This is a genomic window from Nonomuraea sp. NPDC054003 (genome assembly GCF_055585125.1).
The window spans coordinates 107,479-127,243 of record NZ_JBVJKR010000017.1 but is presented as its reverse complement, the minus strand read 5'-3'; the positions used below and the strand labels follow the sequence as shown (position 1 = coordinate 127,243).

Sequence of the window (19,765 nt, the reverse complement as noted above, 5' to 3'; positions counted from 1 at the left end):
GGCCATGGACCTGGTCCGCCACCTCCGCTACTTCACCGTCGTCGCGGAGGAGCTCCACTTCGGCAACGCCGCGATCCGGCTCGGCATGGCCCAGCCGCCCCTCAGCCAGCGCATCAAGCGCCTGGAGGAGGAGCTGGGCGTGCGGCTGTTCGACCGGGGCGGCCGCCAGGTCCGGCTCACCGAGGCGGGCAGGCTGCTGCTCGGCGAGGCGAGGGAGATCGTGGCCAGGGTCGACCGGCTGCACGAGCTGGCCCGCCACGGCGAGGGCGCCGTGCTGAAGGTCGGCGTGCCGCCCGACCTGGCCGCCGCCGCGATCGCCGCCCTGGTCGAGGGCTTCCGCGAGACCAGTCCGGGCGTACGGCTCGCGCCGGCGGAGATCTGGACGGCCGACCAGGTGACGGCGCTGGCCGGCGGCACGATCGACGTGGGCCTGGTGCGCCACCCGGTGAACGCCCCCGGGCTCGGCTTCGGCCCGCTGCTGGTGCAGCCGCAGGGCGTGCTGCTGGCCGAGAGCGACCCGCTGGCCCGCGCGGGCGAACTGCACCTGGCCGACCTCGGCGGGCGCGAGCTGCTGATGCCGCCCAGAGAGGGGGAGCCCGGCATGCACGCCGAGACGCTGGCCGAGTGCCGCCGCCACGGCTACGTGCCCGGCCAGGTCCACCAGGGCGCCGGGCTGGGGATGGTGCTGGCCGGGATGGCGGTGGCGTTCGCGCCCAGGGCGGAGGTGCCGGGCCTGGCCTGGCGGCCGCTGCTAGGCTCCCCCATCGCCTATAAGGTCTCCACGGCCTGGCGGGCGGAGACGGAGGCGGTCAAGGGCTTCTCCGCGCTGGCCGTACGGATTCTGAAGGAGCGGGCCGGGATGACGGACGAGGCGGCGGCCCCCGTGCGGCGGGTCAGCCGGAGGCCGGGGATGCTGGCATGACCGGGCCGGCGTTCGCGGAGCTGTTCCGGGTGGCGGGCGTGACCGGCTGGCTGTTCGCCGCCGATCTCGACTCCGGGCGGGAGGTCGGCCACGACCCCGACGAGTGGCTGCCGATGGCCTCGATGTTCAAGGTGGCGCTGATGGTCGAGCTCTGCCGGCAGGCCGACGCCGGGCTGCTCGACCTGACCGGCCGGGTGACCGTCACCGCCGCCGACCGGGCCGTCGGCCCCACGGGGCTGTCGGCCATGCACGACGACGTCACCATGTCGCTGCGGGACCTGGCCTACCTGATGATCGCGGTGAGCGACAACACCGCCGCCGACGCGCTGCTGTCCAGGGTCGGCATGGACGCGGTCAACGCCATGCTGGAAGGGTTCGGGTTCGAGGCCACCCGCGTGCTGATGACCGCGGGGGAGACCAACGGGAGCATGGCGGTCGACACCGGGCACGGCTGGCCGTACCTCGACCCGGAGGACCTGGCCAGGATGCGGGCGCTCGACCCCGCCCGCACCAACCGCAGCACCCCGCGCGAGCTGGCCCGCCTGTTCGGGCTGATCTGGCACGACGAGGCCGCCTCGCCCGAGTCCTGCGCGTGGATGCGCACCGTGCTCAACCTCCAGGTCTGGCCGCACCGGCTGGCCGCCGGCTTCCCGTACGACGACGTGGCGGTCAGCGGGAAGACCGGCACGCTGCCGACGATGCGCGGCGAGGCGGGCGTGGTCGAGTATCCCGACGGCGGCCGCTACGCCGTGGCGGTCATCACCCGCGCCTTCAGCGCCGCACTCAACCATCCGCGCGCCGACGCGGTGATCGGCACGGCCGCGCGTATGGCGGTGGACCACCTGAGGCGCTAGCAAGTTATGTGGGAACGCGGGTATGAATCCCGCCCGGCCTGCCGACAGGATGGGGCACATGGTTGCTGAAGGTGCACTTCTCTGGGAACCGACCGACGAGATCGTGGCCCGCGCCGAGCTGACACGCTATCTGGCGTGGCTGGGCCGCCCCGGCGAGGCGTACGAGGACGTGTGGCAGTGGTCGGTCGACCACCCGGCGGAGTTCTGGTCGTCGATCTGGGACTACTTCCAGGTGGTCGGAGAGCGTGGCGACGGGCCCGTCATCTCTGGGACGATGCCCGGCACCGAATGGTTCACCGGGTCCGCCGTCAACTACGCGGAGAACGCCCTGCGGCGCACCGAGGGCACCGCGGTCGTGTTCGTCTCGGAAGACGGCGCCCGCCAGGAGATCTCGTACGCGGAGCTGCGTGAGGAGGTCGCCCGGGTGCGGGCCGGTCTGGTGCGGCTCGGGGTCGGGCGCGGCGATCGGGTGGCCGGCTACCTGCCGAACATCCCGCAGGCGCTGATCGCGTTCCTGGCGACCGCCTCGCTCGGCGCGATCTGGTCGGCCGGCTCGCCCGACTTCGGGGTGCCGAGCGTGGTCGACCGGTTCACGCAGATCGAGCCCAAGGTGCTCATCGCGGTCGACGGCTACCGCTACAACGGCAAGAGCTTCGACCGCTCGGACGCGGTCAACGAGATCGCCGCCGCGCTGCCCAGCCTGCGCGCCACCGTGTGGATCCCGTACCTCGCCGCCGCCGAGGACGGGCGGCCGCCGCAGCACGCCGAGCCCGCGGGGCAGGACACCGCCGAGGTGCCGCACGGCGAGGTGATCGGCTGGGAGGGGCTGCGCGCGGTGGCGGGGCCGCTGGAGTTCGAGCGGGTGCCGTTCGGCCACCCGCTGTGGATCCTCTACTCCAGCGGCACGACCGGGCTGCCCAAGCCGATCGTGCACGGCCACGGCGGCGTCGTGCTGGAACACCTCAAGTCGCTCTCCTTCCACCAGGACCTGGGTGAGGGCGATGTGTTCTTCTGGTACACCACGACCGGCTGGATGATGTGGAACTACCTCATCGGCGCCCTGCTGGTGGGGGCCACCCCGGTGCTCTACGACGGCTCGGCCGCCCATCCGTCGCCCGCCGCGCTGTGGCGGATCGCCGCCTCCGAGGGGGTGACCTACTTCGGGGTGGGGGCGCCGTACCTCATGGCCTCCATGAAGGCCGGGGTCGTCCCCGAGGGGCTGGAGCGGCTGCGCGGGGTCGGCTCGACCGGGTCGCCGCTGCCGCCGGAGGGGTTCGCCTGGGTGAGCGAGCGGTTGCCTGGGGTGCCGATCGGGTCGTTCTCCGGCGGCACCGACGTCTGCACCGGGTTCGTCGGGGCCACCATGCTCCATCCGATCAGGGCCGGGGTCATCCCGTGCCGGTCGCTGGGGGCGAAGGTGGAGTCCTTCGACCCCAGCGGCAAGGCGGTCGTCGGCGAGGTCGGCGAGCTGGTCATCACGGCGCCGATGCCCTCGATGCCGGTCGGGTTCTGGAACGACCCCGACGGCGAGCGCTACCGGGAGAGCTACTTCGACGTCTACCCGGGCGTGTGGCGCCACGGCGACTGGATCAAGCTGAACGACGACGGCAGCTGCGTCATCTACGGCCGCTCCGACTCGACGCTGAACCGGGGCGGCGTCCGGATGGGCACCAGCGAGTTCTACCGGGTCGTGGAGCGGTTCGGCGAGGTGGCCGACAGCCTCGTCATCGACACCGGTCAGCTCGGGCAGGAAGGGCGGCTGCTGCTGTACGTGACGCTCGCCGACGGGGCCGACATGACCCCCGAGGTGGAGCGGGCGATCCGCACGGCGCTGCGGAAGGAGCTGTCGCCCCGCCACGTGCCCGACGAGATCCACGCGGTGCCGGGCATCCCGCGCACGCTGTCGGGCAAGAAGCTCGAGGTCCCGGTACGCAAGATCCTGCTCGGCACGCCCGTCGAGCAGGCGGCCAACCCCGACGCCATGGCCAACCCCGAGGTGCTGCGCTACTTCACACCCTGAGCGGGCGCAGCGCCTTCGCCCACGAGCCGACCTGGTCGAGCATGACCGTGACGCGTTCCTCCTGGTGCGGACCGGGGGTCAGCACGCTCATGTTCTCGAAGTCGGTGTAGAGCGAGAGCGTGACCTGGGCCGGCACGTCGGCGATCTTGACCTGGCCGAGCACCTGCCGCAGATGCTCGGCCGCCCGCGCCCCGCCGTCGACGCCGTAGCTGACCAGGCCCGCGGACTTGTCGCCCCACTCGTGGAAGAGGAAGTCGATGGCGTTCTTCAGCGCCCCCGTGTACGAGTGGTTGTACTCGGGGGTGACGAACACGAAGCCGTCGAGCCCGGAGATCCGCTCCGACCACGCCTTCGTGTGTTCACGCGCGTACTGGCCCATGGCGGCGGGCACCGCCTCGTCCAGGTGCGGCAGCGCGAAGTCCTGCAGGTCGACCAGCTCGTAGTCCGCGTCGCCGCGCTTGACCGCCAGGTCGTGCACCCAGCGGGCGACGGTCTCGGCCGCCCGTCCGGGCCTGGTGCTGCCGATGACGATGCCAATCCTGATCACGAAGTGCTCCTCAGAAAGTGATGATGATCTTGCCGCGGATCTCGCCGGCCTCGGCCCTGCGGTGCAGCTCGGCCGACGCGGTGAGCGGGTGGGTCTCGGCGATCTCGACGACGAGCTCGCCCTTGTCGATCAGCGCCGCCATCTCGGCGAGCTGGCCCGGGTCGGCGCGGCTGACGAAGTGGCGGGCGTTCGGGGCCTCGACCGGTGTGGCCACGGTGATGACCAGGTCGCCGAGCGAGGCCAGCGCCGCCGCGTCCGCGGGGGCCACGGCCGCCAGGTTGAGCACCACGTCCATGCCGCCGGGCAGCGGCTCCGCCGTGTAGTCGACGATCTCGTCAGGGCCCAGCCGGGCCACCGCCTCCCGGCTGCGCGGGCTCGCCGTGGCGGTGACGGTCGCCCCCGCCCGCTTGGCGAGCTGCACGGCGAACAGGCCGATCCCGCCGCCCGCGCCGTTGACGAGCACCCGCTGCCCGGCCCGGATCCCCGCCTCCTCGTACACCGCCTGCCAGGCCGTCAGCCCGGCGACGGGGATCGCGGCGGCGTGGGCCAGCGGGATGCCCTCCGGCGCGGCCGCCAGCTCGGTCTCGGACGCGACCGCGTACTCGGCGGCGCTCCCGCTCACCAGGCCGAACACCCGGTCGCCCGGCGACCAGCGGGTGACGCCCCGGCCGGTCTCGGCGACGGTGCCCGCCAGGTCCCAGCCCAGCGTGAGCGGCAGCGTCAGGTCGAGCACGTCCTTCAGGTAGCCCGCCCGCAGCCCCACCTCCGAAGGGTTGAACGAGGTGGCCGCCATCCGGACGAGCACCTCGCCCGGCCCGGGAGACGGTCTCGGCACGGCCTCGTAACGGATCACGCCGGCGTCGCCGTACTCATGGATGCGCGCGGCGCGCATCAGGGTCGTGGTCACGGAATCCTCCTCTGCCGCAAGCAACGGTAGGAGGGATGGGTGCGCCTTCCAATGCGTGAATGTCTGTCGTTTATACGCGATCGTCTTCCGGGCTAGACTCGCCCTGTGGACGTACTCAGCGATGTGATCGCCGGCATGCGGGTCGGGCTGCCCCACTCCGTCCGCGTCGCCTGGCACGCGCCGTGGGGTCAGCGGTTCCCCGCGATGCCCGGCTCCGCCGGTTTCCAGGTGATCCTGCAAGGGTCCTGCTGGCTGCTCCCCGACTCGGGCGAGCCGATCCAGCTCCACGTCGGCGACGTGCTCTTCTTCCCGCACGGCCATGGCTACGTGCTGGCCGACTCGCCGGCCACCGAGATCGCCGACAGCCACTGCGGTCCCGACGGGGAGATCGAGCTGTTCGCCTCCGCCTCGGCGGGCGGGTCCGGCGCGGTCACGGTGACGCTCTGCGGCGGCTACCGGCTCGACCAGACGCTCGGCCACCCGATCCTGCGCGATCTGCCCGACCTGATCCACCTGCCCGCGCGCCTGGGCGAGCAGCGGGAGCTCCGCGCGGCCGTCGACCTGCTCGCCGCCGAGATCGCCGACCCGCGGCTGGGCGCGGACACCATCGTGGCGTCCCTGCTCGACACCCTGCTCCTCTACATCATGCGCGCCTACCTGGACTTCGACGTCGAGCGCTGCACGGTCGGCCGCTGGGCTGCCGCCCTGGCCGACCCCGGCATCAGCGCCGCCCTGGAGGCCGTCCACGGCGACCCCGCCCGCCCGTGGACGGTCGCCTCGCTCGCCGAGCTGGCCGGGCTCTCCCGGGCGGCCTTCGCCCGCCGCTTCGCCACGCTGGTGGGGCAGCCGCCGCTGGGCTACCTGACCTGGTGGCGGCTCGCCACCGCCGCGCGGCTGCTGCGCTCGACCGACGCGCCGCTGAGCGAGGTCGCGCGCCGCGTGGGCTACGGCTCGGAGTTCGCGTTCGCCAACGCGTTCAAGCGCGCGCACGGGGTCGCTCCGGGCAGGTACCGGCGGGAGTCCTGCCCGCTGACACCGGCCCTTGCCGAGTGAAGTCCATCATGTACGGACGACGGGCCGCTTTTCAGCGTTTCGCGGGTTTTTGACAGTCGAGAGAAAAGCGTTCGCTGACGCGGCCTTTCGGTGGAAATATACGGAACTATGCGTAGTTGGCCGTTTTTTCGACTTTCCATCACGACGCCGCGTCTCGAACTCCGCTATCCCTCACTTGAGGACCTGGACGAGCTCGCGGAACGGGCGGCCGAAGGCGTGCACGAAGCCGGCGTGATGCCGTTCCTGTTCCCCTGGTCCGAGGCGGCCCCGGCCGAACGGGCCCACAGCACGATCCAGTACCACTTCCGGCAGTGGGGCGAGCTGTCGCCGGCCAAGTGGTCGCTGGACTTCGTGGTGGTCTTCGAGGGCCGGATCGTCGGCACGCAGGCGCTGGCCGGCCGGGACTTCACGCTCCTGCGCGAGGTGTCGTCGGGGTCCTGGCTGGGCCGCCGGTTCCAGGGCATGGGCATCGGCACCGAGATGCGCGGCGCGGTGCTCCACCTGGCCTTCGCCGGCCTGGGCGCCGAGTACGCGACCACCGAGGCGTTCGAGGACAACCACTCCTCGATCGCGGTGACCAGGAAGTTCGGCTACCACGATGACGGCATCACCCTGCACAGGCGGCAGGGCAGGCCGGTCGTCACCCGCAACTTCCGCCTGCCCCGCGCCGATTGGACCCCGGTGGAGGGGATCGAGATCCACCACCTGGGCCCGTGTCTCCCGCTGCTCGGCCTGTAGCGGTCAACCCGCCTCCGCCAGCCGCAGGGCGAGCGCCGGGCACATGTCCACGGCCCGGTTCGCCTCCTTCAGCATCCAGCCGGGCACCGTCTTGAACGACGGGAACCCGTAGTCGTCCAGCGTCACGAACTCCGGCAGCAGGTGCGCGCAGAGGCCGTGCCCCTGGCAGCGGGTCCAGTCGACGTCCAGGCGGTACTCCGGCTCGTCCTCGCGCTCCGGCAGCGGCAGCACGCCGCGCACCGGCCGCCCGCAGGAGCCGTGCTCCAGGTGGAGCGCGATGTCCTCCTCGAACGCGTCCAGCGACGACAGCACGAACCTGGCCGTGCCGTCCGGGTGGAAGCAGGCCCCCCGCCGCTCCACCGCGCGCACCGAGCGGCGCACCGCGTCGATCGAGCCCGTGCCGTCCGCCAGCGCCGTCAGGCCCCTGGCCACGTCGGGCAGGCCCAGCCGGCACGGGCCGCACTGCCCCGACGACTGGGCCGCGAGATACGCGGCCACCCGGGCCGCCTCGCCGACCGGGCAGGTCGACTCGCCCAGAGGCACCACGATCCCGGCGCCCAGGCTGCCGCCCGCCTGCTTCATGCCCTCGCGCGAGACGATCGCCGACATCGCCGTGCGGGAGTCCAGCCAGGCGCCGTGGTAGCCGCCGATGAGCACGCCGTCGCCGATCTCCGACTCGCACACGTCGAGCACGTCGATCAGCCTGGTGCCCGTCGGGGCCTCCACCACCGCCGGGTTCGCGGCCCCGCCGCTCACCGTCAGCAGCACGGTCCCGGGCTCCCTGCTGGTGCCCACCTTCGCGTACTGCTCGGCGCCGAGCTCGGCCAGCACCGCGAGCTGCGCGTACGTCTCGGTGTTCGACAGCAGGGTGGGCAGGCCGTCCACGCCGCTCGTGCTGGCCCGCCGCTTCCGGCCGGGCGGCACCGGCTCCAGGCCGTTGACGGCGCGCACCAGCGCGCCGCCCTCGCCCGAGATGAACCGCTCCTGCAGGCCGACGACGCGGATCCCGATGCGGCTCTCGGCGGCGCCCGCCACGTTGGCGGCGCGCCGCTCGGCCACGGCGGCGGTGATGGACGACTCGGCCACCTCGCCCGCCACGGTGGCGACCACCACCTCACGGGCGTTGAGCGCCTCCGCGGCCAGCACGGCGCCGTCCAGCACCAGGTGCGGGTTGCGGACGAGCAGCATCGCGTCCTTGGAGCTGGCGGGCTCCCCCTCGGCCCCGTTCACCAGGACCACGCACTCGCCCGAGCCGGCGGCGTCGGAGACCGCCCGCAGCTTGCGCGCGAACGGGAACGCCGCGCCGCCGCGCCCGCGCATGTCCACCTCCTCCACCTGGGCGATGATGTCGTCCAGCGTGCGGGGCACCTGGTCGCCGTGGAGCGTGCGATGCGCCGGCAGGTCCAGCCGCCTGGTGTGGTCGAGTCCGGCGGTGAGCCGGGCCGGTCCCAGCCGCAGCACGCGCGGCACCGAATGGGGGATCACGGCTTCTCCTGGTCGATCATGGGCGGGGTCATCCCGCCTCCCGGTACTTCCGCCGGGCCTCGGCGAGGCTCACCGGCGCGTTGACCCCCGCGGGCACCTCGACGGGTGCGTCACTGGCCTCGGGCGCGTCGACCCACTCCGCGGTCTGCGGAGGCCGCAGCATCGTCGCGAGCAGGCGGACGAGCAGCGCCGAGGCGACGGCGGCCAGGCAGGCGATGTACGACCAGGAGACCCAGCTCGCCGCCCACCGGCCCGCGGTGAGTCCGTGCAGGATGGAGACCGGCCAGGCCACGTAGGCGGAGGCGTGCATCAGCCGCCACACCCACGGCCTGCCGGTCACCGCGAACCTTCCCCGTACGATCCCCGTGATCACGACCACGACCATCGCGTCGAAGGCGATCGTCCCGAACCCGACGTAGATCCCCTCGACGGGGATCACGGCGGCGGCCGGCGAGACGTGCTCCAGCGAGATCATGAGCGCGACGTGCGTGAGCAGGAACGCCGTCCCGGCGAACGCGGCGGCCCGGTGCGCGAGCTGCGCGCGGACCCGGTTCGCCGGGGACAGGAAAACGCGTTCGGTGGTGAGCAACCCCAGGGCCACCGTCGCTGTCAGGGACACCAGCGCCAGCACGCCCGCGTAGTACTCGAGGAAGCTCACCCCTCGGCCGAGCATCTCCATGCCGCGATCCGTCAGTGTCAGTGCGAAGACCGACAGAAGGACCGCGGCGATCGACGCGCTCGCCCCGAGCCGGATGTTCCTGGTATCCAGCTGAGTGGGGGCGTGCCGGGGGTGTCGTCTGTGGAGCATCCATTCCCTCCAAGGTCGGATGAGGGTGCGACTCGGGAGGGCCTACTCGGCCTCGTTGCTGTTCCCGGGGACGGAGGTCAGCAACGACGGCCTCGGTTGATGCAGTTCACGACGTTGGACATGAGCCGCTCCGGCATCACGTTCACGAAGTCACCGTGGTCGGTGACCGGGTTGTGCAACTGCTCGGGGAAGGCGTCGAGGGCGAACGAGGGGCCCCTCGGCACCGAGTAGGCCAGAGTCATCCGCAGCTGCGGGACCGGCTGCGTGCCCTGCGGGCAGGCGCCGCTCTGGTCCGGGAAGACGATGTGCGTGCGGTGGTTGGCGCTGTCGTTGTTCTGGCCGTCCCAGCAGCTCGGGAAGTCCATGATCCGGAGGACCTGGCTGCCGCGCGGGCACAGGGGGTACTTGTCGGAGCTGATCCGGTTGGTGAAGCCGCTGCAGGACCAGCCGGCGCGGGCGTTGGCCGGGCCGTTGGTGGCCGCCTTGGCGTCGCCGGTGATGATCCGCAGGAAGCGCGGCATCGCCACGACCCGGGCGCGCGCGTTGCCGCGGAACTGCAGGGTCACCGACCGCGGACGGAGCACCTGGCCGACGTTGCGGTCGGGGTCGTCGACGTTCTCGTCGACCGTGCGGTCGCGCAGCACCGGCCAGAAGTACGTGGACTTGTCGCCCAGGCGGCACGTGGTGCCCGCGGCTTCCAGGCTCTCGTCGGTCGAGAAGGCGTCTGCCGACAGGTTGCCCACGTAGTCGTGCAGGTGGTGTGCCCCATTGCGCACTCCGGGAGCGACGATGAAGTTGTCGGGGTTGAAGTGGCCTTCACCGTTGGTGCCGCAGCGGGACACGAACGTGCCGCGCGAGCCGCCTCGGCCGATGCGGGCGTCCTGCCGGCTACGCGGGATCTGCCTGATGTCCACGAAGTCGGTCACGAACGGGCCGATGTTCAGGCAGTCCGACTCCTGGCCTCCGGTGGGCGACGGTGAGGCGGTGCTGGACGGCTGCTGACTGGGCCTGGGCCTGTTCCGGCGGCGGTCGCGGTCCTGGTCCCGGTTCCGCTGCCCGAAGGTCTCAGCGGACGCCTCAGGGTCCGCCGGCGGGTCGACGAGGGCCCCGCCCCCGTTCTGGTCCTGCTGGTCCTGCTGGGCCCCTTGGTCCTGGCCCTGCTGGTCGTTCTGGTTCTGGTTCTCCTGGTTCTGTTGCCCGTCGCCGTTCTGGTCCTGCTGGGCTCCCTGATCCTGGCCCTGCTGGTCGTCGTCCCGGCCCTGGTTCTCCTGATCCTGCTCCTGCGGAGCCTGGCTCTGCTGCGGCTGGTCCTGAGGCTGGTCTTGGGGCTGGTCCTGCTGCTGGTCTTCAGGCTGGTCCTGAGGCTGGTCCTGCGGTTGGTTCTGCTGCTGACCAGGAGGCCGCTGTTCGGTGATCTCACAGTCGGCGAAGGCCGGTTGAGCGCCGCCGACGACCACTGCGGACACCAGCCCGCCGGCCACCACCGCTAAGGCGGATATGGCCGCGGCCATGCGTCTGGATCTCATGGTTGTCTCCTCGGGTCGACCGCCGCTGGGGCGGGTGCTGCCTGTGAGGGCAACGGGGGCTCCGGAAGCTCGTCGTAATTGACCAGGCCGGTGGACTCCAGCAGCGTCATGTGCCGCATGACCACGGTCACGGCCGTCCCGGCGAACTTCCTGATCTCGGCGTTGCGGGTGCCCGCCCTCACGTTCGCCACGACGGCGAACACCTTGCCATGTGCCGCACGCAGCAGGCGGGCGAAGTCCCTGTCGAATGCCGGACCGGTCTCGGACGCCAGCTGCGCCATCCACCGTTGCTGGTCAGGGCTCGGCCGATCGGGAAGCGGGACGTTGAGCTTCGCCGCCACCCGGCGTACCTGCGCGTCCAGCTTCGTGTGGTCCTCCACGAGATGTTGCCCGACGTCCTTGACCCGCGCGGAGTCCGCGCGCTTCTGGGCCCATTGGCCGACGGGGATCTCCCAGAGGCCGGCTTGCCGCACCTTGACGAGGAAGTCGCGGTCCGCGGGCCCGAGCGGGCCCGTGGACGTCTGCGTCACCTCTGTCAGCACGGCCGTGTTCGCCTGCGGCATGACCAGGAGGATCGTGACCGCTGCCGCGAGGGCGAAGCCGCCGAACATCACTACTTCGCCACGCAAAAGCCTGTGCATGGTGGGAGGTACGCGGCCTTATCACGGCCGGTTCACCCATCCTGAGGAATAGTTAGAAATAACTGGAGTTATCGGAGTGGCTACCGGACTGATAACGAAGGTGTAAAGATGTGCCCCGTGCTGAGTCACCTCGACGGCAGGTTCGAGAGTGCTGATGCCGAGGCGGAGCACCGCATCGCGGTGCTGTACCAGGAGTTCGGCGGCCCTCTACTGCGCCATGTACGTAAGTCGACCGGTAACGATCTGCAATGGGCTGAGGATGTGGTGCAGGAGACGCTCGTCCGGGCCTGGCGCAACTCGGCCAGACTGCAGTGGGAACCGGGCCTCCTCTGGGCGTGGCTGCTGACCGTGGCCCGCCGGATCGTCATTGACGGACGTCGGCGAAAGAGTGTTCGGCCTCATGAGGTCGAGCCCCCGGAAGTCGACATGATGGCGGTGCCCGACGGCTCCGAGAGAGCGCTGTCCGCGATCGTCGTGGCGGACGCTCTGCGCAGCCTGTCGGACGAACACCGCGAAGTTATTGAGCAGACCTACCTACGGGACCGTACGATAAGTGAAGCGGCGGCGATTCTGGGGATCCCGCCGGGCACGGTGAAGTCCCGGCTCTACTACGGCATCCGGGCTCTCCGTGAACTTCTGCGGGACAAGGGGGTAGCCGGCTGATGCATGACGGGGTGGCCGCCTACGTCCTCGGCGTGCTCGATGATTCGGAGCACGAGGCGTTCGAGCGCCACCTCGAGGTGTGCGAGCAGTGCCAGGCTGAGCTTGTCGAACTGGCCGAAGTGCCGGACCGGCTCGACGAGCTCAAGCAGGCGCCCTCCGCATCCGAAGACGACCCGCCGATGTCGATGTCACGTTGACGTCTTTGCCCTTTTCGGGTGGTATCGGTACGGCGAGGCGTGCGCCCGGTTTCGCTTCACCGGGGATGTGGGGGAGGTGTGCGGTGGGCATCGACGACGATGCGACCGTCCCTCGCGACAGGCAGTTCGGTGAGGAGGGCCGCCGGTTGTCCTACGGCGGCCGCCTCCGGCTGGTCGAGCAGGTCGAGGTCCTGGGAGACGATGACGCCCCCAGGGCTTTCTTGCGTTCGGGGCCGATGTCCCGCCGGCCGGAAGTTTTCAGTCCATACGGGCATGTCCGTAGTGAAATGTACTATTTCCCGCTGTCGTGGGAACTCAAAGCCTGGCTCCAACCCCGCCATGGCTAACCCTCACAAAGGAGTGAGAGCGAAATGCCGCTCGACGAGGCCAAGGATGAGCTGCTCCAGCGAGCCGCGCAACGGTGCGCGGTGGGCAGCGACCATGTGAGCCCCGAGGAGGCACTGACCTTCCTGCGCGTCTACTACCGGCACGTGCCCCCCGACGACCTGCTCGACCGCAATCTGGTGGACGTGTACGGTCCGGCGATGTCGCAGCGGCAGCTGGCCGAGACCCGCCCGCAGGGCAGGCCGGTGGTCCGGGCCTACACCCCCACCCTGGACGAGAACGGCTGGGACCCCGGCCGCTCGGTGGTCGAGGTGGTCACCGACGACATGCCGTTCCTGGTGGACTCCGTCACGATGGAGCTCGACCGGCACGGCATCGGCGTCCACCTCGTGGTCCACCCGCAGATCCGGGTCCGCCGCGACCTGACCGGCAAGATCCTCGGCAGCGGCCAGGAGGACGTCACCGGGCAGATGCTGGTCGAGTCGTGGATCCACGTCGAGATCGACCGCCAGTCCGACCCCGCGCTGCTCAAGGCCCTGGAGACCGACCTGCAGCGGGTGCTCACCGACGTGCGCCACGCGGTCGAGGACTTCCGCAAGATGCGCGCGCTGGCCCTGCAGACCGCCGAGGACCTGGCGGTGAACCCGCCGCCGCTGCCGCCCGCCGAGGTCGAGGACAGCCTCGACCTGCTGCGCTGGCTCGCCGACGGGCACTTCACCTTCCTCGGCTACCGCGAGTACCGCCTGGAGAGCGGCGAGGAGGGCGAGACGCTGCGCGCCCTGCCGGGCGCCGCGCTCGGCATCCTGCGCGACGACAAGGTGCACTCCGACAGCTTCTCCGCGCTCCCCGCCGAGCTGCGCGCCAGGGCCCGCGAGAAGCAGCTGCTCATCATCACCAAGGCCAACTCCCGCGCCACCGTCCACCGCGACGCCTACCTCGACTACATCGGCGTCAAGCTCTTCTCGCCCGAGGGCGAGGTCGTCGGCGAGCGCCGCTTCCTCGGCCTCTTCACGCACGTCGCGTACAACGAGTCGATCTCCCGCATCCCGGTGCTGCGCCGCAAGCTCGCGGCCGTGATCGAGGCCGCAGGGCTGACCGCGGAGAGCCACGACGGCAAGGACCTCATCGAGATCCTGGAGACGTTCCCCCGCGACGAGCTGTTCCAGACCTCGACCGAGCAGCTGCTGCCGATCGCGCTGGGCGTGCTGCGGCTGCGCGAGCGCAAGCAGGTCAAGCTGTTCCTGCGGCGCGACGACTACGGCCGCTACATCTCCTGCCTGATCTACCTGCCGCGCGACCGCTACACCACCATGGTCCGCCTGCAGATGCAGGAGCTGCTGCTCAAGGCGCTGGGCGGCAAGGGTCTCGACTACCGGGCGTCGATAGGCGAGTCCGCGCTGGCCCGGCTGCACGTCGTCATCCGCGGCGAGCGGGGCAAGCAGCTCCCGGCGCCGGGCGTGGACGTCGAGGAGCTGGAGGCGCGGCTGGCCGCGATCACCCGCTCCTGGGAGGACGACCTCGGCGCGGCCATCAGGGAGATGACCTCCGAGGAGGAGGCCCCGGGGCTGGTCAAGCGCTACCACGTCGCCTTCCCCGAGGCGTACAAGGCCGACTTCCAGCCCCAGGTGGCCGTGGCCGACCTGCGTCGGCTGGAGCACCTCGACGGCGCGGGCGGCGACGAGATCGACCTCAACCTGTACGAGCCGTACGACGCCGCGGAGGGGGAGCGGCGGCTCAAGGTCTATCGGCTCGGGTCGTCCATCTCGCTGTCGAAGATGCTGCCGATGATCCAGCGCCTCGGGGTCGAAGTGGTGGACGAGCGCCCGTACGAGATCGACCGCGACAACGACCCGGCCACGAAGAACGCCTGGATCTACGACTTCGGGCTGCGCTACACCCCGTCACCCGAGATCGAGCGGGGCGACTTCAAGCGGCTCTTCCAGGACGGGCTGATGGCGCTCTGGCACGGGCGGGCGCCGGCCGACGACTTCAACGCGCTCATCCTGAAGGCCGGGCTGACCACGGAGCAGGTCGAGATCCTGCGCGTCTACGCCAAGTACCTGCACCAGGCCGGCAGCAACTTCTCCCAGCGCTACATCGAGCAGGTCCTGCTGGGCAACGTGCGGCTGTCCCGGCTGCTGGTGCGCCTGTTCGAGTCCCGCCTGGACCCGCGCCGCGACGGCGAGGTGCGCGAGGACCTGACGGGGGCGCTCAAGGAGGAGATCCTGGGAGCGCTGGACGAGGTGGCCTCGCTGGACGAGGACCGGATCCTGCGCGCGTACATGGAGATGATCGAGGCGACCCTCCGCACGAACTACTTCCAGACCGTCGACGGGAAGCGGAAGCCGTACATCTCGCTCAAGTTCGACCCGCAGGCCATCAGCGTGCTGCCGCTGCCGCGGCCGAAGTACGAGATCTTCGTGTACTCGCCCCGGGTGGAGGGCGTCCACCTGCGCTACGGCAAGGTCGCCAGGGGCGGGCTGCGCTGGTCGGACCGGATGGAGGACTTCCGGACGGAGATCCTCGGCCTGGTCAAGGCCCAGATGGTGAAGAACACGGTCATCGTCCCCACCGGCTCCAAGGGTGGGTTCGTAGTGAAACGTCCGCCCGTGACCGGTTCCCGGGAGGACCTGCTCGCCGAAGGCGTCGAGTGCTACCGGATGTTCATCTCCGGCCTGCTCGACGTCACCGACAACCTGGTCGACGGCAAGGTCGTGCCGCCGCCCGACACCGTCAGGCACGACGGCGACGACACCTACCTGGTGGTCGCGGCAGACAAGGGCACCGCGACGTTCTCCGACATCGCCAACGGGGTCGCCAAGGAGTACGGGTTCTGGCTCGGCGACGCCTTCGCCTCCGGCGGATCCATCGGGTACGACCACAAGGCCATGGGCATCACCGCCCGCGGCGCCTGGGAGTCGGTCAAGTACCACTTCCGCACCATGGGCGTGGACGTGCAGACCACCGACTTCACCGTGGCCGGCATCGGCGACATGTCGGGCGACGTGTTCGGCAACGGCATGCTGCTGTCCCAGCACATCCGGCTGGTGGCCGCCTTCGACCACCGCCACATCTTCATCGACCCCAGCCCCGACGCGGCCCGCTCCTACGCCGAGCGGCGCCGTCTCTTCGAACTGCCGCGCAGCTCCTGGGCCGACTACGACGCCTCGCTCATCTCCAAGGGCGGCGGCGTGTTCCCCCGTACCGCCAAATCCGTCCAGCTCACCCCGCAGATCCGCGACGCGCTGGGCCTGCCCGGCGACGTGACCTCACTGGCGCCCAACGACCTGATCAGCGCCATCCTGCGCGCCCCCGTCGACCTGCTGTGGAACGGCGGCATCGGCACCTACGTCAAGTCCAGCGCCGAGACCCACGCCGACGTCGGCGACAAGGGCAACGACTCGCTCCGGGTCGACGCCGCCGACCTGCGCTGCAAGGTCGTCGGCGAAGGCGGCAACCTCGGCTTCACCCAGCTCGCCCGCATAGAGTTCGCGCTCGACGGCGGCCTCATCAACACGGACTTCATCGACAACTCCGCCGGCGTCGACACCTCCGACCACGAGGTCAACATCAAGATCCTGCTGGACCAGGTGGTCCGCGACGGCGAAATGACCGACAAGCAGCGCAACCAGGTCTTCACCTCCATGACCGACGAGGTGGCCGAGCTGGTGCTGCGCGACAACTACGCGCAGAACGTCGTCCTGGCCGCCGCCCGCGCCCAGGCCGTCGAGATGCTCCACATCCACGCCCGCTACCTGCGCCGCCTCGAACGCGACGGCCGGGTCAACCGGGGTCTGGAGTTCCTGCCGTCGGACAAGGCGCTCGCCGAGCGCCGACAGTCCAGGCTCGGGCTGACCGCGCCCGAGTTCTCCGTCCTGCTCGCCTACACCAAGCTCGTCGCCGACGCCGAACTGCTCGGCACCGAGCTCCCCGACGACCCCTACCTCGCGCCCCGGCTCGTCTCGTACTTCCCGTCGGCGCTGCGCGAGCGGTTCCGGGCGTACATGGACGCGCACCCGCTGCGGCGCGAGATCATCGTCACCGGCATCGTGAACGACCTGGTCAACTCCATGGGGACCACGTTCCTGTTCCGGGTCGGCGAGGAGACCGGCGCCTCGCTGCCCGACATCGTGCGGGCCTTCCTCGTCACGCGTGAGGTCTTCGACCTGGCCAGTTTCCACCGCAAGGTGGAGTCGCTGGACAACGAGATCGACACCGCCACCCAGCTCGCCATGCTGCTGGAGGCGCGCAAGCTCGGCGAGCGCGGCACCCGGTGGCTGCTCACGAACCGCCGCCCGCCGCTCGACCTGGCGGGCTCGGTCGGCTTCTTCGTCAAGGGCGTCAACGGCCTCCTCGGCCACCTGCCCAAGCTGCTCACCGGCCCCGACCTGGCCGCCTTCGAGGACCGCCGCGACTCCTTCGTGGCCCGCGGCGTCCCCGCCGACCTGGCCGAGCGGGTGGCCGCCATGGTGCCCGCGTACTCCACCTTCGACCTGGTGGAGATCGCCTCCATCAGCGGCCGCCCGGTCAACGAGGTCGCCGAGGTCTACTTCGACCTCGCCGACCGTCTCCAACTGGCCCGCCTCAGGGAGCGCATCATCGCGCTGCCCCGCGACAGCCGGTGGAACGCGATGGCCCGCGCCGCCCTCCGCGACGACCTCTACGCCGCCCACGCCTCGCTCACCCGCGACGTCCTGGCCCACAGCTCCTCCGGGCTGCCCCCTGAGGAGCGGCTGGCCAGGTGGGTGGAGGCGAACTCGGCGGCGGTCGGGCGCAGCAGGCAGACGCTCTCCGAGATCTGGGAGAGCGACAACTTCGACCTGGCCACGCTGTCGGTGGCGCTCCGCGCCATCCGCACCCTGGTCTCGTCGACCAGCCTCCCGCGCACGGAGGCCTGAGCCCGTCGTCCGGGGCGGCGCCTGAGCGGCCGGTGCCGCCCCGGACGAGGCGGGTTTCACCAGTGGTCCGGATGGACGCGCCTCGCGTCAAGTCTGCGCCACTTTTCACTGAATGAGGTGCTTTGTCCGAATTACGGGTAGGGCATGCCGCGGCGAACAGGCACCAGCACATTCGGGTCTGTCCGCCTGCACTGCACCAGTGTTCGTCGAGATGGTGAGCGAGCGGAAGGAGCGCTGATCATGTCGAACAAGTTGCAGGTGGCCTTCGCCGTACTCGCCGGCTATTGCCTCGGAAGGCGCCGGAAGCTGCGCACGGCGGCGGCTCTGGCGGCGGCGGGGCTGGCGGGGCGTGCGAGCTGCGGCAACGGAGGCCCGCTCGCGCAGGGCGTCAAGGCGCTCGGCTCGACCCCGGAGCTCCAGCAGCTCACCGAGCGCCTTCGTGGCGAGCTCGTGGAGGCCGGCAAGACGGCGGTCATGACCGCGGCGAGCAGGCAGATCGACTCTCTGAGCCAGAGGCTGCAGGAGCGCGCGGGGTCACTCGGCGGTGTCGGCGAAGCCGCGGACAAGGTCACCAAACAGGCGTCCCGCGACGAAGAAGGCGAAGAAGGCGAAGAAGAGGACTACGAGGAAGAGCCTGAAGAGGAGGCCGGCGAGGAGGAGGGCGAAGAGGAAGAGGCCGAGGAGCCGGCGCGGGCCAAACGGCCGGCGCGGACCCAGGAGAAGGCCGAAGGTGAGGGGGCACGTCGGCGCACGCGTCCCGTCCGGCGGGCCGGCCAGTCACGGGGGTGAGCGAAGTGGCTGATGCGGAGAGATTGAGGAAGGCGGCGACCGGTGCCGTCCGGGGAGTGGCAGGCAAGGCGGGGAGAACGGCCCGCAAGGCCGGCGAAACCGCGACGGAAACGGCCGGGGACCAGGTCAAGGACACCGCGGGCAAGGCGGCCGAGACCGGCCAGGGAGTCGCGGGCAAGGCGGCCGAGACCGGCCAGGGAGTCGCGGGGAAGGCGGCCGAGACCGGCCAGGGGGTCGCCGGGAAGGCGGCCGAGGCCGGCGAGGGAGTGGCCGGCGGCCTGCCGATGGGCCGGCTGGTGGAGTCGGCTCAGGGTCTCCTGCAGGCCGCGGGGACGCGAGTGCTGTCCTCCGCGGGGGACAAGATCGAAGGCCTGACGGGCCGGCTCACCGACTACGTGGAACACGGGGGCAAGAGTTTGATGAGCGCGGTGACGGGCTCGGACAAACCGGGCGGCTTCCTGGGCGGGGCTCTTAAGGGCGGGCTCAAGGGCGGGCTCAAGGGCGTGATGCAGAAGATCACCGGCGGTGGTGGCGGTGGCGGACGAGGCCACGAGAAGGTCACCAACATCGTGGAGGCGCTCGACGTCGGCGCGCCCCGCCGTCTGGTGTACGACCAGTGGACCCAGTTCCAGGACTTCCCGACCTTCATGAAGAAGGTCGAGACCGTCAAGCAGGACTCCGACGAGGAGCTCACCTGGAAAGCCCAGGTCTTCATGTCGCACCGGAGCTGGAAGGCGACCATCATCGAGCAGATCCCGGACCAGCGGATCATCTGGCGCTCGGAGGGGGAGAAGGGTCGCGTCGACGGGGCGGTGACCTTCCACGAGATCACTCCCGACCTGACCCGGGTCCTGGTGGTGCTGGAGTACCACCCGCAGGGCCTGTTCGAGCGGACCGGCAACCTGTGGCGTGCGCAGGGACGTCGGGTGCGGCTGGAGCTCAAGCACTTCCGGCGGCACGTGATGGCGCACCTCCTGCTGAACCCGGACGAGCTTGAGGGCTGGCGCGGCGAGATCCGCGACAGCGAGGTCGTCAAGGACCACGAGACCGCGGTCCAGGAGGAGCAGGGCGAGCAGGGCGAGGAGGAAGAGGAGCCCGAGGAGCCTGAAGAGGGCGAGCGGGCGGAAGCCGAAGAGCCCGAAGGCGAGGAGGAAGAGGAGGAGCCCGAGGAGGAGGAGGAAGAAGAGGAACCCGAGGAGGAGCCTGAGGAGGAGGAAGAAGAGGAAGAGGAGCCCGAAGAGGAAGAGGAGCCCGAGGAGGAGGAGCCGCCCAGACGGCCCGCCACCGCGCGGCGTCGTGGCACCACGTCCAGACGCCCGGCTCCCGAGCCCGAGCGGCCGGTGCGCCGCCGTCGGGCCAGATCCGAGTAGTC

17 protein-coding genes are annotated in these 19,765 nt (G+C 70.8%); 11 read left to right on the top strand and 6 right to left on the bottom strand.

What is annotated here, in order from left to right; genetic code table 11:
- Positions 1–4 precede the first annotated feature (4 nt).
- From ACZ6YG_RS36430 to ACZ6YG_RS36420, 3 genes are read left to right on the top strand one after another with little or no spacing between them, the layout of a single operon-like run.
- Positions 5–922 carry a LysR family transcriptional regulator gene (locus tag ACZ6YG_RS36430; RefSeq protein WP_148034203.1) on the top strand — a complete coding sequence of 306 codons (918 nt, stop codon included), beginning with the start codon at positions 5–7 and terminating at the stop codon, positions 920–922.
- Positions 919–1,776, top strand: a complete 858-nt coding sequence (locus tag ACZ6YG_RS36425) for a serine hydrolase (RefSeq protein ID WP_466020493.1) — start codon at positions 919–921, stop codon at positions 1,774–1,776. Before ACZ6YG_RS36430 ends, ACZ6YG_RS36425 begins: the two co-directional genes overlap by 4 nt.
- A 58-nt stretch (positions 1,777–1,834) precedes the next feature.
- Positions 1,835–3,796 carry an acetoacetate--CoA ligase gene (locus tag ACZ6YG_RS36420; protein WP_466020492.1) on the top strand — a complete coding sequence of 654 codons (1,962 nt, stop codon included), beginning with the start codon at positions 1,835–1,837 and terminating at the stop codon, positions 3,794–3,796.
- On the opposite strand, the gene ACZ6YG_RS36415 is transcribed toward ACZ6YG_RS36420, so the two are convergent.
- Together ACZ6YG_RS36415 and ACZ6YG_RS36410 are read right to left on the bottom strand one after the other, a co-directional pair.
- The gene (locus tag ACZ6YG_RS36415; RefSeq protein ID WP_364225760.1) at positions 3,786–4,343 is read right to left on the bottom strand and encodes an NADPH-dependent FMN reductase; all 558 of its coding nucleotides are present in this window, start codon (positions 4,341–4,343) and stop codon (positions 3,786–3,788) included. The genes ACZ6YG_RS36420 and ACZ6YG_RS36415 overlap by 11 nt on opposite strands.
- A gap of 10 nt (positions 4,344–4,353) precedes the next feature.
- A complete protein-coding gene (locus ACZ6YG_RS36410) occupies positions 4,354–5,250 on the bottom strand; it encodes an NADP-dependent oxidoreductase (protein WP_271276707.1) in 897 nt (298 codons plus the stop codon).
- Between the two features lie 105 nt (positions 5,251–5,355).
- Between ACZ6YG_RS36410 and ACZ6YG_RS36405 the strand changes: the two genes are divergently transcribed.
- Together ACZ6YG_RS36405 and ACZ6YG_RS36400 are read left to right on the top strand one after the other, a co-directional pair.
- Positions 5,356–6,303, top strand: coding sequence for an AraC family transcriptional regulator (locus tag ACZ6YG_RS36405; protein WP_148034199.1), 948 nt, complete (start codon positions 5,356–5,358; stop codon positions 6,301–6,303).
- Between the two features lie 108 nt (positions 6,304–6,411).
- Positions 6,412–7,041 carry a GNAT family N-acetyltransferase gene (locus tag ACZ6YG_RS36400; protein WP_148034198.1) on the top strand — a complete coding sequence of 210 codons (630 nt, stop codon included), beginning with the start codon at positions 6,412–6,414 and terminating at the stop codon, positions 7,039–7,041.
- A 3-nt stretch (positions 7,042–7,044) separates the two neighbouring features.
- Here ACZ6YG_RS36400 and ACZ6YG_RS36395 read toward each other — a convergent pair whose 3' ends face one another.
- The 4 genes from ACZ6YG_RS36395 to ACZ6YG_RS36380 form a co-directional block, all read right to left on the bottom strand.
- Positions 7,045–8,526, bottom strand: coding sequence for an NADH-quinone oxidoreductase subunit NuoF family protein (locus tag ACZ6YG_RS36395; protein ID WP_148034197.1), 1,482 nt, complete (start codon positions 8,524–8,526; stop codon positions 7,045–7,047).
- Positions 8,527–8,554: 28 nt separating this feature from the next.
- Entirely contained in the window at positions 8,555–9,334 is a 780-nt protein-coding gene (locus ACZ6YG_RS36390) for a hypothetical protein (protein WP_148034196.1), read from the bottom strand.
- Positions 9,335–9,411: 77 nt separating this feature from the next.
- Positions 9,412–10,860, bottom strand: coding sequence for a DUF1996 domain-containing protein (locus tag ACZ6YG_RS36385; protein WP_466020491.1), 1,449 nt, complete (start codon positions 10,858–10,860; stop codon positions 9,412–9,414).
- Positions 10,857–11,489, bottom strand: a complete 633-nt coding sequence (locus ACZ6YG_RS36380) for a DUF4142 domain-containing protein (RefSeq protein WP_261808830.1) — start codon at positions 11,487–11,489, stop codon at positions 10,857–10,859. Before ACZ6YG_RS36380 ends, ACZ6YG_RS36385 begins: the two co-directional genes overlap by 4 nt.
- A gap of 120 nt (positions 11,490–11,609) precedes the next feature.
- Here ACZ6YG_RS36380 and ACZ6YG_RS36375 point away from each other — a divergent pair, with 120 nt between their 5' ends.
- The 6 genes from ACZ6YG_RS36375 (at position 11,610) to ACZ6YG_RS36350 (ending at position 19,763) form a co-directional block, all read left to right on the top strand.
- Complete coding sequence (locus ACZ6YG_RS36375; RefSeq protein ID WP_246639336.1) at positions 11,610–12,164, top strand: sigma-70 family RNA polymerase sigma factor; 555 nt, start codon at positions 11,610–11,612, stop codon at positions 12,162–12,164.
- A complete protein-coding gene (locus tag ACZ6YG_RS36370; RefSeq protein ID WP_148034194.1) occupies positions 12,164–12,361 on the top strand; it encodes a zf-HC2 domain-containing protein in 198 nt (65 codons plus the stop codon). The genes ACZ6YG_RS36375 and ACZ6YG_RS36370 overlap by 1 nt, the downstream gene beginning before the upstream one ends.
- A gap of 83 nt (positions 12,362–12,444) precedes the next feature.
- The gene (locus tag ACZ6YG_RS36365; protein ID WP_466020490.1) at positions 12,445–12,708 is read left to right on the top strand and encodes a hypothetical protein; all 264 of its coding nucleotides are present in this window, start codon (positions 12,445–12,447) and stop codon (positions 12,706–12,708) included.
- A 24-nt stretch (positions 12,709–12,732) separates the two neighbouring features.
- Positions 12,733–17,604, top strand: coding sequence for an NAD-glutamate dehydrogenase (locus tag ACZ6YG_RS36360; RefSeq protein ID WP_466020489.1), 4,872 nt, complete (start codon positions 12,733–12,735; stop codon positions 17,602–17,604).
- A 240-nt stretch (positions 17,605–17,844) separates the two neighbouring features.
- Positions 17,845–18,393, top strand: coding sequence for a hypothetical protein (locus tag ACZ6YG_RS36355; RefSeq protein ID WP_187281377.1), 549 nt, complete (start codon positions 17,845–17,847; stop codon positions 18,391–18,393).
- A gap of 56 nt (positions 18,394–18,449) precedes the next feature.
- Positions 18,450–19,763 carry an SRPBCC family protein gene (locus ACZ6YG_RS36350; protein WP_466020488.1) on the top strand — a complete coding sequence of 438 codons (1,314 nt, stop codon included), beginning with the start codon at positions 18,450–18,452 and terminating at the stop codon, positions 19,761–19,763.
- The last annotated feature ends 2 nt before the right edge of the window (positions 19,764–19,765 follow it).